General features: G+C 39.0%; 9 protein-coding genes. All 9 read left to right on the forward strand.

What is annotated here, in order from left to right:
- Window positions 1–93: 93 nt before the first annotated feature.
- Entirely contained in the window at window positions 94–1,497 is a 1,404-nt protein-coding gene (locus tag ACNAN0_RS01265) for a hypothetical protein (protein ID WP_416353632.1), read from the forward strand.
- A gap of 330 nt (window positions 1,498–1,827) precedes the next feature.
- Window positions 1,828–3,228, forward strand: coding sequence for a hypothetical protein (locus ACNAN0_RS01270; RefSeq protein ID WP_416353633.1), 1,401 nt, complete (start codon window positions 1,828–1,830; stop codon window positions 3,226–3,228).
- A 618-nt stretch (window positions 3,229–3,846) separates the two neighbouring features.
- Window positions 3,847–5,142, forward strand: a complete 1,296-nt coding sequence (locus ACNAN0_RS01275) for a hypothetical protein (protein WP_416353634.1) — start codon at window positions 3,847–3,849, stop codon at window positions 5,140–5,142.
- A gap of 1,581 nt (window positions 5,143–6,723) precedes the next feature.
- Window positions 6,724–8,040 carry a hypothetical protein gene (locus tag ACNAN0_RS01280; protein WP_416353635.1) on the forward strand — a complete coding sequence of 439 codons (1,317 nt, stop codon included), beginning with the start codon at window positions 6,724–6,726 and terminating at the stop codon, window positions 8,038–8,040.
- A 521-nt stretch (window positions 8,041–8,561) separates the two neighbouring features.
- Complete coding sequence (locus ACNAN0_RS01285; RefSeq protein WP_416353636.1) at window positions 8,562–9,656, forward strand: acyltransferase family protein; 1,095 nt, start codon at window positions 8,562–8,564, stop codon at window positions 9,654–9,656.
- A gap of 40 nt (window positions 9,657–9,696) precedes the next feature.
- Window positions 9,697–11,244, forward strand: a complete 1,548-nt coding sequence (locus ACNAN0_RS01290; protein ID WP_416353637.1) for an ArnT family glycosyltransferase — start codon at window positions 9,697–9,699, stop codon at window positions 11,242–11,244.
- A gap of 214 nt (window positions 11,245–11,458) precedes the next feature.
- A complete protein-coding gene (locus ACNAN0_RS01295) occupies window positions 11,459–12,001 on the forward strand; it encodes a sigma-70 family RNA polymerase sigma factor (protein ID WP_416353638.1) in 543 nt (180 codons plus the stop codon).
- A 275-nt stretch (window positions 12,002–12,276) separates the two neighbouring features.
- Window positions 12,277–12,873 (forward strand): hypothetical protein, encoded by a 597-nt coding sequence (locus ACNAN0_RS01300; RefSeq protein ID WP_416353639.1) that lies wholly within the window; start codon window positions 12,277–12,279, stop codon window positions 12,871–12,873.
- Window positions 12,874–13,210: 337 nt separating this feature from the next.
- Entirely contained in the window at window positions 13,211–14,899 is a 1,689-nt protein-coding gene (locus ACNAN0_RS01305; RefSeq protein ID WP_416353640.1) for an ABC transporter ATP-binding protein, read from the forward strand.
- The last annotated feature ends 206 nt before the right edge of the window (window positions 14,900–15,105 follow it).

Genomic DNA, 15,105 nt, shown 5'->3' on the forward strand with positions numbered 1-15,105 from the left:
ATAATGACAGTTTTCAGCGCTAGTCGTGATTATCTATAGTTCGTTTTGATGGTATTCACAGTTGTCTTCCCCAATATGAGGAGGTATTTTCATATGAAAAAGAAGTTAGGCTTATATTTGGGCGTTGTTACTGCCGCTTTGTTGGCAGCAGCGCCACTAGCGGTAGTACCAAAAGTATTTGAAACTGCAGAAACGTCTCATGTCCAGGCAGCCGCCACGTTACCAGACCGAAATATCATTGCTAATTGGCAGGTGGGTTCAACAATTGGGGTATTTAATACTTCAACTCAAGCTGTTGACGAATCTCCGGCGGCAGTTGCTGGTACAAATGTACCAATCACCGATATTGCTGAGATTCAAGGTAAGCACTATGCCATTACTGCTTCAGTTGGTGGAGGCCCACAATATTATTTGCACCTGGATGCAACAACCAATTTACCTGTAGATGCTAATACGAGAATTGTTTGGCTGTTAACACTTGAAAAACTACCGGGACAAGTTGTGCAGCCAGCTGGATATGGGCATGTAAACGGCACGTATTATAAGTTGCACTCAACTACTGGGGGACTTGAAGCCACAGATGCAGCGACCGCGGCTCAGATTAATGCTGCCATTGAAAAGAATGATGGAACTGTCCAACCTGTTGCGGCCTATGCTTATTTTGCAGCTGGAACTTTTACTCAAGAAAATTATTATGGTTTTGTCCTGGGTGATGCAGTCTATTACCTGAAAGAAGATAGTTTAGCCACTGCAAATATCAAAATTGCGCCATATACGAATACCAATGTACCAAATGTACCAAGTGAACCTACGTTGCCGATCCTGCATATTTCAGATGTTGCTGGGACGGTAATAACAACAGAAGATGAAGTTGCCGCGTTCAATAATGCTAATTTGACGAGTTACGCCGGTATTTTTCTACCCCAAAATACAAAACTGATCGTAGACCAAGTGGCTAAGCGCGATGACGGCACGATCGTTGCGTATCACGTGGCTGTTTCAGCTGATCAAGCTGCTGGCAAATGGTTGTCGGCAGATAAAGTAATCTTTACTGCTAAAGCTGACGAAGTACAAACACCACAATTAACCCTTAAAAAACTTCCTGTTGGCACCGTGGTTTATTCACAAAGTGCGGCTAGAATCTATCATGATGCGGCCACGACCAATGATTCTGGGAAACGATTGGCCTTAACTATTGATGAATGGCGTGCTTTTGAAAAGGCTGTAGATGAAAACGGTCGAACAGTCGCTTATCGACTGGGCACGGATCAATGGGTCAAAGCTTCTGTCTTGAATTTTGAAAAAGTCAAAGGCGGCGTTTTCACGACAAGACAAGGGACACCGCTGTATACCGCAGAGGGCCAGTTTGCTGGAAAGATTGCTGCTGACGGTGTCTACCAAGTCTTTGCTCAGCGCCATATTAATGGCAAACAGGCACTTAAGCTTGGGACTGATGCACAGTGGATCTATGCCGAAAATGGCGGTTATTATCCTTAAGGTAGCACGTTAAACCCAAAAATAGGCATAGATGGAGAGTGAGACAAAAGGTGCTCAGGCGCTGAGCACCTTTTGTCTCACTCTCCCTTTGCTTTGGTTATTTAGTTAAGGCTGCAGGTTATTGTAATTGTGTGCTGCCAAGTTCGAAGGGTAAGCAAAAAAGTTGCAAATTAATATTTATATATTATTATATCAAAATGGTAATAATTACGATTGGCTCTATCGGGCAATAAAGGCCGACACTGTTTGTGGTGACAGTGCGTTAACTCGTTAATTTATTACTAAGCTGATTGTTTTATATCGCGATAGGTGGAATAGGAGGAAAGACTAATGAAAAAGTCTTCGATTAAGTATGTGGGCGTCGCTTTGACAGCCTTACTAGCAGCAGCACCTGTAGCAGTACCAATTTTGCCAACCGCTGTAACAGCGACACATGTGCAGGCAGCAACGGCTGGACTGCCTGAGACACAGGTCATCGTTGGTTGGACCGACCAAGCACCGTTAGAAGTCATGGGAGCAAAGGGGCTGGAACAAGTTCAGGCACCCGCAGCCAAGAATGTTCATAGTCAGTTGGTCACACGTAATGGCAATGAATATTTGATGACTAATGCTGTAGCTGGGAAACAGTACTATATCAAGCTTGATGGCAAAGGTTTGCCTGTTGCCGGCACCGGTGTGGTCAATCGAGTCGAGCAGCTGCAAAAGAATCACGATATTAGTGGGTATGCCCTACAAGCTACTGGTGATAAAAATGCCAAAGGGGATTTTGCCAAACTCAATAGTCTCACTGGCGAGGTTGATTTGGACCCAAGTGCAGCAGCACAACTCAATGCGGCAATCGACCAAAATAATGGCAAGGTTACCCCTGTGGCCGAATATACGTACGTTGCCAGTGGGTCAACGGTACAAACAGAATATTATGGCTTTCTTGTGGATGGTCAGGTCTACTTTATTAAAAAAGATGCTCTAGCTGCCGCTAATATCCAATTAGTACAGTTACCTAAAGCTAAGCCGACTAATCCAGTTAATCCAGTTATGTCTAGTACAACAACTGTTGTATTAAATGTTTCAGGTATTTCAGGTACGATTACCACCACGGCTGATAGTGTGGCTGCCTTCAACAATGCGGCTTTAACCAGCTATGCCGGTATTTTTCTTGCTAAGGTTACACAACTCCCTGTTGATCAAGTTGCAACGCGTGATGATGGCACGGTTATGGCTTACCACGTAGCCGCTAATGCTGATCAAGCAGCTGGCAAGTGGCTGGCCGCAACTAATGTGACTTTTGCGGAAAACACACCAGCACCGCAAACTTCGCGGCAAACACTACCGGCAGATACAGTGCTTTATTCTCAAAGCGCCGCTAAAATTTATAGCGATCCAGCACTAACACAGGAGTCTCGTAAAAAATTGGCCTTAACTATTGATGAATGGCGTGCTTTTGAAAAATCCTTAGATGAGGCTGGTAATGTGATTGCCTACCGCTTAGGCACGAATCAATGGGTCAAGGCTAACGCATTACAATCGCAGAAAGTGAAAACTGGTGTCTTTGTTGCTAGCAAAGGAACGCCACTCTATGATGTGAGCGGGCAAGTAGCTGGTAATATTACAACAACAGGGACTTATCGGGTTTATGCGGAACGGCACCTCAATGGCCACCAGGCACTTAAGTTAGGCACAGATGCACAGTGGATCTACGCTGAAAATGGGGCTTATTATCCTGCTCAGTAATATATAGAGATAAAACGCGATTTTTATAATTGCTTTAACCTAATAGATGATGCAAATGATAAGATCTAGGACACAAGCATAACGCTTGTTTTCTAGATCTTATTTTTTTGCCCAGTTTTGAAAATTTTATTTGGTTAAAATGAATGGGGTTTAGTTAGGTTAAAATTTGATGGTTAGCGTTATTTTTAAGTGCGAGTTAGAACCGGAGAGTGACTAAATATGGTTAATGAGTGGTTAAGCAGTATGAAATCGAGAATTTTCAAATGTAATGAATTTGTAATACGAATTGAAAATAAATCGTCAAAATGCTGGTTTTTCGGGGTTTGCGAGTAGAATGAATTTTCAGCAATATTAAAAAATGGTGTCATTCAAAAAAAAATAGGTAAAACAGTTCACAACCGCGCCGGTTTATTGTAATATTATGTCGTTGGTAATAATTGACCAACATGGCAATTGGAATGATCGTTTATTGCTAGCTGAAACTCAAACATACATAGTGAGATCCACCGCGGAGATCTTACCCGGGTTTGAGATTCATTGTACAAAGTAAACCTTCATGCTATAATTGTCACTGGTATCAATTATAAATTATGAGAATTTTAGGAGGAATACCACACTATGAAGAAATCTTCAGTTAAGTATTTAGGTGTTGCAGCAGCAGCTTTATTAGCCGTTGCACCTTTAGCAGCACCAGCATTATCAGCAACAACAGAACCTGCTCAAGTTCAAGCAGCAGTTAATGGTTTACCACAATTTGTATTCAGCAAGACTAATACAGTAAATGCCGGAGACCCTGGCGTTGCAGCTATTGGTGGCGGTGCATATCAAGCTGTTACTTCAACAAGCACAATTTATTTAGGTCAAACACCTGCAACTACTACTTTAAACTTTAACGGTAGTGCTGCACCTTACTTTAGTGTACAAGGTGCTTACTACAGTGTAAGTGGTAGCCAATACGGTAATGGTCAATTCTATGTTAAGGCTCAGAACTATTGGACTAAGGAATATTCAATTTCTGGTACTATTCAAACATCTGGTGCAGATGCTCCCGTTTTCTATGAAGGTCCTGATTCTAAAGTGACAGGTGCAACTGCAACTACACTTACTAGTTTGTTGAATGCTGGTTCAGTTAATGCTACTGCAGCATATACTGATGCTAACAATAACACTTATTATGCATTCACATATGCTGGTGCAACTTACTTCGTTAATAAAAACCAAGCTGGTTTTGCACAAGGTGCTAACGTAAGTGATGTTACTGGTACTGCTACAACTAACGATGATGATACACCAACTTATAACGATGTTAATGTTGCTGACTATACTGGCACATTAATCCGTGATAAGGGTACTAAGTTATCCGTATCTAAGGTTGCTAAAGACACTAATGGTGATGTAACAGCTTACTTTGTTGAAAATAAATCTGACAACGGCAATGCTGCTGGCAAATGGGTTAAAGCTAGTGCTGTAACATTTACTGCTACAACTCCTGCTAAAGTAACGACTAAGAAGTTACCTGCTGGCACAGTTGTTTACTCTAAGAATGCTGCTACAATCTATAGCGATGCTGCAACTTCTAAAGATTCTGGTAAGAAGTTAGCTACAGACGTTACTGAATGGCGTGCATTTGAAGAAGCTTTGAACGATGATGGCGACGTTGTTGCTTATCGTTTAGGTACTAACCAATGGGTTAAAGCTTCTGACTTAGCTTTACAAAAAGATAAAGATGGTGTCTTTGCTACAGCTAAAGGTACTACACTTTACACTTCTGATGGCGATGTAGCTGGTTCAATCCAAGCTGACGGTGTATACAAAGTTTACGCTGAACGTCACATCAACGGTAAGCAAGCTCTTAAATTAGGTACAGATTCACAATGGATCTATGCTGAAAACGGTGCTTACTACCCAGCATAATTTAACCCTAACGTTAAATTAAACATTTAAATCAATTATTCTAGAATTTTTGAACCGATGGACTTGATCACTCCATCGGTTTTTTTGTTTGAACGTAGACTGGTATTGATCCGTTTACTAAATTTAACTGGTTCCGGATTATACTAAGATAGATCTCAAATAAGGGGAGTATATTATTACTTTGTTTAAAAAAATTAAATCTTTTCCTGCAAAAATAAAAAAAGTGTTTTCGATAGGTATAGCATCGACTGGAAATAAAAGATTCAATCGGTTTTCAATATTTGTTTCAAATCTTTTAGTATGGATACTGTTTTTGTTTGCTACTTTATTTGTTTTAATAGTTATTGGTATTTTATCAAGACAAATTATACAGAGAATAGTATTTCTAATCATAATATATAGAATTTTAATTCTTTGTGCCGTAATTACATGGCTTATACTATTGTTGGTACTCTTAGTGTACATGGCTCTGCAGATGCTTACTATATTATATGAAATATGGAAAGACTATCACAACCCAAGTTCTGTTTCTCGTTATAGGTTCATGAAAATTCATGCAATGTATGACTTATTTGACGATAATATTTCCAATAGAAATACAAGATACAATCTCAACCTTGTGTTAAAAAAAATATCTCAATTTAACGAATTACCTTTATTTGAGTTATATAGTAGACGAGCACTTGTTAAGACGAAAATCAAAGTTACTTTTGGAAGAAAAATTATTTTGTCATTGTTTACTTCTATCAGTGTGTTCCAAATTTCTACTTACTTATATAATTGGATTAGAATAAATCCACTCTGGGTAATTCATTTTTTAAAGAAGTTTGACTTTCCGTTCCCATTGAGTTCTAACTTGTTATTTATTTATATTTTAGCTATTTTATTTATGATTGCAGTATCAGCCGCTTATGATTATAAAGAAGATATTTTACTGATTGAATTATTAGATGCTGCGATCGATTTGAAGAAGCAAAAATAGTTTAAGTGAGAGGTAAATTTTTATAAATATCAGCGAATCATTTTGATGAGATTTTAAAATCTAAAATTTATGAAACAATTCGATTGTATTTATAAATAAAATAGAAATATTTAAAATTATTTTTGCGATATTATACTTAACTATTTTAATTTGAAAGCCATTTCTTTTAGAACTAAGTTAAGCTGTCGGATAAATCGGAAAAACATTAGGAAAAGAAAAAAATATAAAAATCAAAAATTATATTTTAAAAGTTATGCAATAATAATTTTTTTAGAATTAAATCGCAAAAAAATGTACTTTAATGACATTTGTACGGACGATTTAAAGTCAAAATAATTTGATACTTACAATTCATAATTCGATATTGTTAGAGAAAAATTATTATTATTTGTTAATGATTATAAAATGTGAATTTTCTGTGCCCTTGATAATTAAATAAATGTTGTAATATTATATTATTTGTAATTACTGACCACCATGCAGTGGTAAATATCAATATACTATGAAGTAAACCTAGCCATTGATGATTAAGGCAAACTCCTGTAAGACTGTTAGTGGTCGCAATTATAATTATGAGAATTTAGGAGGAATACTATACTATGAAGAAATCTTCAGTAAAGTATTTAGGTGTTGCCGCAGCAGCTTTATTAGCCGTTGCACCTTTAGCAGCGCCAGCATTATCTGCAACAACAGAACCAGCACAAGTTCAAGCAGCCACAACAACGGGCTTACCTCAATTTGTGTTTGATACATCTACACCAGTGAAATCTGGGACAACTGGCTACACTTCAATTGGCAACAATGCTTATCAAGAAGTTAAAGCTAGCAGCGATATCTACTTAGGCAGCAATCCAACTTTGACTTCCCTTGATCTTGGCTCTGGTGCTGCACCTTACTTAAGTGTCAAAGGTGCATTTTACAACGTTGATACGAACCAAAATGGGAACGGTCAATTCTTTGTACCAGTCACAAAATATTGGGAAAAGGCTTATTCAGTTTCTGGCAACATTCAAAGTAAAGCCGATAATCCCATCGTAACTGTTTATGATTCTTACGAAAACAATCTTAAAGAAGGTAATGCAACGCTTGGCAAGATCCGTGACTTATTACACAACGGTTCGATCACCGTCAAAGCTGCTTACCAAAATCCAGCCAAGACAGAGACCTATTTTGCCTTCACTTATAACGGTGCAACCTACTTCGTGCAATACGATGATAGTGAAATCACATTTGCACAAGGTGCTAATGTAAGTGACGTTGCTGGTACAGCTACAACAAACCAAGATGATACAGCTACTTACACAGATGCTAAACTTGCTTATAACACAGGTGCTTTGGTACGTGATAAGGGCACAAAGCTTTCTGTTACTAAAGTCGCTAAAGATTCAAATGGTAATGCAACAGCTTACTTCGTTGAAGACAAATCTGCTAACGGCAATGCTGCTGGCAAATGGGTCTCAGCTAGCGATGTAACATTCTCCGCAACAACAGCGGCTAAGGTTACAACTAAGAGCTTGCCTGCTGGCACCGTTTTATATTCTAAAGATGCCGCTACAATCTATAGCGACGCTGCAACTTCTAAAGATTCTGGTAAGAAGTTAGCAACAGATGTAACAGAATGGCGCGCATTTGAAGAAGCCTTGAACGATAACGGCGATGTTGTTGCCTATCGTTTAGGTACTAACCAATGGGTCAAAGCCTCTGATTTAGCTGCACAAAAAGATAAAGATGGTGTCTTCGCTACAGCTAAAGGCACAACACTTTACACATCTGATGGCGACAAAGCTGGTTCTGTTCAAGCCGATGGTGTTTACAGAGTTTATGCTGAACGTCATATCAATGGTAAACAAGCACTTAAATTGGGGACAGATTCACAATGGGTTTATGCTGAAAATGGTTCTTATTACCCAGCATAGTGTGCTACATTTCTAGGTTGAACAATTAAAATTATCATTTAACGATAAATATATGAAACCGGTGGTATAGTGGGCCACCGGTTTTTTTGCGTCTAGTAACTAAAATACAAAATCGATCATTCCATTGGTCTATGTAAGTAAAATGGTATTTTATAAAAATAATGCATAAATGTGCCTAGCTAGTCATTGTTGCACACTATTAACCAGGCAGTTGTTTTACTATGATATTCTAGAAAATAAACAAGAGAGGTGATAATTGCATGAAGCTATTGCAAGAAGTATTGAGCTATATTTTAGGATTTCCAACCTTTGAACCTGGTCCCGCCATTTTACCTGATAAAAAGAAATAATATCTGTAAAATAGATGGTATACGTATTGAAATAACCTACTTAGCTTGAAAACTTCAGCTTGGTAGGTTATTTAGATTGCATTAAGGGTCGTTAGTCAATTGCTATTTTCAGAAATACAAGGGTATAATGCCTAATAGTTAGTATTTTTATAATTAGGGAGTTTGAGACACATGCAGGAACGAGTCAAAAAGCGCAGCTCAAATTTTGAGTTGTTGCGTATTATCAGCATGTTTATGATTATTCTGGGGCATTATGCTTTGGGATCCAATTGGTACTTTAAGCCGCATATTTATTTCAAGCGTGAAATTGTCGAATTCTTATGGATTGGTGGTCGTCTGGGCGTGATTCTGTTTACCTTGATTTCGGGATATTTCCTAGCTACAGGTAAATTCAAATGGAAAAGCCTGTTGAACAATTGGCTGGAAGTTATTTTTTATTCTTGGTTATTTATGATTGTGATCAAGGCCAGCGGGACATCTTTGATCCACATGACCAATATGGATATTGTGAAGAATATTTTTCCAGTGACGTTTGGCGTGGCAAATTGGTATGCCACTGCTTATATTATTTTATATTTATTATCGCCATTTATTAATAAGCTGATACATAGTTTGACCAAACACCAATATCGGATGTTACTAGGTATTTTGATCTTTTTTATTTCTATTTGTGGTGTATTTCTTTCCAGTCCAGCCGTGGGATCCAATGGCTATGATGTGACTTCACTATTTGTCATTTACTTGATCGGTGGGTATATCCGACTATTCCCAGAAGACTTCACCCAAGCACACTTGAAACGATATATCTGGGTCTTTATTGGTGCATTGATTATTGGCTTCTTGTCAGTCCTAATGGTAGACTACATTAATTTTCATGCTACAGGTTATTTTAAAAATAAGTATCGCTATTTGTATTTTTTGGATGGCAACAGCCCGATTCAATTGGTTGCTGGGACGAGTTTATTTTTGACTTTTAAATTTTTGCCGCTGAATCATAGTAAAGTGATCAATTCATTGGCTAGTACGATGTTTGGCGTTTACTTAATGCATTCTAATTATTTCATTGTTGGACCGCTGTGGAATAATCTCGTTCGCGGTTTCCGTTTCAACCACACGATTGTTGTTTTAGCTTATGGCGCCTTAGTCGCGGTGGCTATTTTGGCGGTCGGCGCGATGATTGATTATTTGCGACAGTGGTTGATGCGCTTTTTAGACCCTGTGATCACTAAAGTTGCCAACAAGCTACAAGCAAAAAACATCTATTGAATCAGATTATGGTTGATTATCGGAGGCTATTGTGGGAATTTTGGATAAAATCAGAACGACTATGGGCTCACTATTGACCCTGCTAGTTGTTTTCTTTTCAGCGTGTATGATTTGGGCAGTCAGCACCATGCTCAAACTTGCGCCAACATCGCAAGCACAAACTTTGGCTAATTTCAGCCAGCGTGAAACTTGGCTATTAGCGGGTGTGTTTATTGTGGGATGGGGCCTATTTGCGTTACTTGTGACTTATTTGCCAGATAAGAAGGGCATTTGGCTACTGCTAATTGGCTTGATTTTATTGCTGGGGATAGGCCTAAGACTTTATTGGATCTATAAAGTGCCTTCCCAGCGCTTTTCGGATTTTAAGACATTATATCGCGATTCCGTTTATTTTAGTCAAGGGGATCGTTCATTCAACGATGATAATTATTTATTAAGCTATCCCTATCAAAATGGGTTTATCATGTATCAATCATTATTGATTCGCATATTCGGGCCAAGTCCGTTAGCTTTGAAGCTCGTCAATGTTTTCATGGCAAGTTTAACGATGCTTGCATTATTCGGCATTGTACATCGACTCTTCAATAAACGGGTGGCTGCCCTAGTCATGCTGGCTTTTGCCACTTTCTTGCCGAATATTTTTATGATTACAGTATTGACCAATCAATATGCATCGTTGGCTTTTAATCTGATCGGTTTATACTTGTTTATTGCCAAGAATCATAAGTGGTCCTGGTTATTATGCAGTGGCTTTTTCTTAGCATTAGGGAATACTTTGCGACCAGTCGGCGCATTGATATTGTTGGCTGTTGGTTTGGGCTATTTATGTTTCTTATTAAGAAAGCGCACCTTTTGGCGTGGTTTGATCGGTATGGTTTGCATTATGATCGGCTACTTTGGGATGATCAGTGCCGTGAACGGCTATATTAGGCATACGGGGCTGTCAGAATATCCAATGGGCAATCGGAATGCAACCTGGAAATTTGTGACTGGTTTAAACAGCCAATCTAAGGGACGTTATGTGGGGCCTTTAGCAGGTGTGTTAGATGAATACCCTATTGGCCCTAAGCGAGATGCGGTAGGTAAGAAACTCATTAAACAGGAATTAAAAGATAAGCAGAAAGTAAAGCGATTGTTTATTGATAAGTATCAACTGATGTGGGGGGACTATGATGAGTCCATTGATTGGTCACTGACACCCAATGTTCGGATCAGTGATCAGCACCGTCGCTTCTTAGCCCAGGCGATGTGGGGGCAGTGGGTGGCTTTGATCCTCAGTATGACTATAGGTGCTTTAGCGCTATTTTGGGCGAAACTTAGGCGCAAGTTACCCTATCATAATAAGATTTTCATCTTCGAATTATTATTTGTAGGCTATGTATTGATTCATTTCGCAATTGAGATTCAAACGCGCTATCGCTTCTTTATTACGCCAGAAATTACGACCTTTGCGATGCTGGGTATTTGGTTTTTAATCCAGTTGATTTTTAAACGTGATTCAGAGGCACTGTCAGGTATCAAAGAAGATCAGACTTTTATGAAGCAGGCGCCAATTTATGATCCGCGTGCTTGGCGGAAGTTTTATTGATAGGCAATCGCTAAATTTGATTAAACTGTTGTTCTAATGAACTATTTAATGATATATATTACACAAAACGAACATAACCGATAAATTACGCAAAAAAGTCCGGAAATGATTTTAACTATTGCTAAAATCGTCGGGCTTTTTTGTTAGCCTAAATTTGGTAAAGTGGGGTCACCACAAGCGCTTGTGGAATCTTCTTTGGAGGTTTCACATAAAAATGGAACAAGCAGAATTATGGCAATTAGCAATGGCAAATGAGCGGGTGATCTATGGAGCATTGAAGCATGAACGGATTTGGCGAAAACGTGATGATTGGCAGGATTTGGTACATGAGGGGTTTATGGTTTATGTGGCGAGCTATGATAAATATGCGGCACAGCAATCTCAGCCCTTCGATGTAGTTCAATTCAATCGCTTTGCTTTTCAAGCCATCTGCTGGCATATCCGTAATTTATTGCGTCGAGATATGTGGTTAGCAGCACGCACCCAGATTCAATTAGATCAAGTCACTGATGAGCCATCTGAAGCCGCGTTACAAATAACGCCTTCTGACCAAGCGTTCATTATTGAAGAACTGTTACCGGCTATTAAAAGCCAACTGACAGCAAGGCAACAAACAGTATTGGTTGAGCATTTACTTAAAGGACAAAAATTAACCCGGTTGAGTCAGCAACTGCATGTCAGTCCACGGACATTACGCAATGACCGCCAACAGATCGTCATGATTGCTAAAAAACTACACCGACCTGAATTAAGTTGAAAATGCAATTGGAATTGGTATATATATTTCACTTGTGTTATTTTTAAACCAACTTAAAATGGAAGGATGCTAGAACAATTAACAAGCAAAGATTTCCGTGGGGGAAGGTCTTTCAGGGACGTTATTTTGATAAAGCAGCACTTTTATCTGGTCAGTATGATGCGTATATCCGCACGCGTAAATGTTATAATATTTCCCGGGAAACATTACTGCTATTAGATATTAGTCAACAAGACGGTCATTATGCCACGTTGGCACTGGATTACTATCAAGGCTTGATCAAAACGGGCTTAACAACGCGGCAGTTGGTGCAGCAGTATTTGGCTTTTGGACCGATTAATTTGAAGCATGTCCGGTTATTGAAGCAGATGGCTGGGATTCGTTCCACGCTTCTGCCAATTAGTTTTGGGCAGGTGCAGTTTTTACCAACTGGTGGTGCCAGTCACGGTCAAACAGATTGGATCGGGACTTTTCATTTACAACATTATTTAGAATCGGGTAAAAAGTTGCAAGTTCGTTGGGGTGATTATTTGGGGGCTGAATTGAATTTTCGTGGTAGTTTCCGTCAAGGTTTACACGATGCTGGTATGATTGGGGAATTGTTCGTCAAAATTGTGCATGAAATTGCTGCATGGGGTGGCTTAGAGACGATTGAAGTTCCACAGTGTCAAGAGTTTTTAGACTGTGCCTGTGCTTTTCATCAGCAGTTGCGTTTAAATCAGACGGGTTATTTTCAACAATTTGAGGAACAACATAGCCGAATCTTTAGTAAGTACTTGTTAGATGAAACTGAACGTGCCACGCCGGAACTCTTTGAAGCAACAGTGAACTACGGCTTACGGCAGATTGCTCGGTTGGAGAATTATAATTGATGCAAATCATGTAAAATTATTTTCCATTTTTGCACCATTCGCACCACTTTTGCCTAAAAGTCGTTTTGCTTGCCATTATTGGTTTAATATCAACAATGTGGGTAATTGGAGACGAAAGGAGTAATTGTCCATGGAAGTTTTTGAGTTCATTCAAGTCATGATGGGCCAGAAGCCTAGCGTTGATCCAGATGATGATGAGGCTAAAAAATAGCATTATGCATAAATGTTGGTAGTCGGTCCTGATATGAAAGTTACGCGCATAAAAGCTTATGGAAACTGACATTATAGCCACCAATAGCTACGCTATACTATTTATAGTCACTATTGGAGGGGAGATATGGAAAACCAACGCGCACACTATAAAATAAAAGATTTAATACAACTCATTGTTCGGTATGGTAAGCCGAAACTGAAGCTGTTTACGTTGGGTATTATTTTAGCAATTGTCGGGACCATTTGTTCTTTGGCTATCACAAACCAAATAAGATTATTGATTGACGCATCAGTAAAATCTAATGGCTATAGTAGAACAATTATCATTTTAATTTGCTTGTTCGTCTTTAATTTGATTTTAGAAGTGCCGGCGAACTTTTTACTGGGGTACGTGGCGTCAGATGCTGTTTTGAACTTGCGCAAGCAGCTTTGGCGTTTGATCACTACTTTGCCGCGGCATTTCTTTAAGCAGAATGAAAGTGGTGTCATTGCTAGCCGCGTCTTGAACGATACACAAACAATTTATAGTTTGATTGCCAGTGCCTTACCTCAAAACTTGACGGGGTTAATCTCACTGGTGGGTGCTTTTGCCATGATGTTAATACTTAATTGGCGCTTGACGCTGATTGTCTTAGGCATTGTCCCTTTATTGGCACTTGTTGTCGTGCCGCTGAGTCAAAAATTAAGTGTCATTTCTAGATTACTTCAAGCGGCTTTGGCTGAAACCATTAATAAGGTTTCGCAGATGTCGATCAATGATAACCTGATCAAGAGCTTTAACCGGGAAAAGTTCTCACAAAAAATGGGCTACCGAGGTATGCAGACGTTATTTGGGTTAAATGTGCGCCAACTTCGAGTGCTTAGCATTTTAAATCCGCTCGTCAGTGTTTTGCTGTTATTGATCGTTTTTGTCATCATTTTGTATGGCCGCCATTCAATCAATCAAGGCCAATTAACGGGTGGTGGTTTGACAGCATACTTCATCTATATGGTTCAAATGATTACGCCAATGACGAGCTTGTTTTCATTTTTTACGTCTTTGAAGACGGTTAGTGGGGCAACTGATCGCATCCAAAATATTTTGACAGAAAAGCCAGAGAACAAAAACTTAAACGGCATTGTTGTGGCACATATCCAACGCATCGACTTTGAACATGTCTCTTTCAAATATCCAAATAGCGAACAATTGATTTTAAAAGATGTTTCGTTTACCATTCGAGCTGGCGAAAAAACAGCTTTGATTGGGGAAAGTGGCAGTGGTAAGAGTACGATTCTATCACTCATGGAAGGTTTCTACTTGCCAACTTCTGGACAGATTCGTGTGAATGGCATCCCAATTCAACAATTAAATCTAGTCGAATTACGGGGAAAACTTGGCTATGCCTCACAAGATATTCGAATCATTCCTGGCAGCATTCGTGATAACCTTAGCTTAGGGGATCAAAAAGTGACTGACTTACAATTGTGGCACGCACTTCAGGTTGTAAAGCTGGATACATTGATTCGCTCTTTGCCGCGACAATTGGACACTGACTTGGGTGAACAAGGTACTTTATTCTCAGGTGGTCAAATTCAACGGTTATCTTTTGCGAGAGTTTTGATCAAGTTCCCGGACTTCTTATTATTAGATGAAATTACGTCCAGTTTGGATTCAAATAATGTTCAAGAGATTATGACGGCTTTAAACATCTTGAATCAGCAATACGACATTTCTGTTTTGAATGCGACACATAATATGCATACAATTGAAGGTTATCCCCATGTGATTCAAGTGATCAATGGACAAGTAAAACAGTTTTTTAAGCGCATATGAGCTATGAGAGGTCCAGTTGTTACATTTTGGCGTACATTGGCGCTTCAAAATTGATGCAAATAAATAGAGATCGGAAACGTTGATTTTGTTTCCGATCTCTATTTGCTTGCGAATAATCAATGATTAAACGTCTTTACCATTTATTTTAGAACCATTGTTCCAGCCAAAGCTAAAACCCAAAATATTGAGAATGAAATGCAGGACAT

Origin of the sequence: Agrilactobacillus fermenti (assembly GCF_047943045.1) — a bacterium.
GTDB classification, from domain to species: Bacteria; Bacillota; Bacilli; order Lactobacillales; family Lactobacillaceae; genus Agrilactobacillus; species Agrilactobacillus fermenti.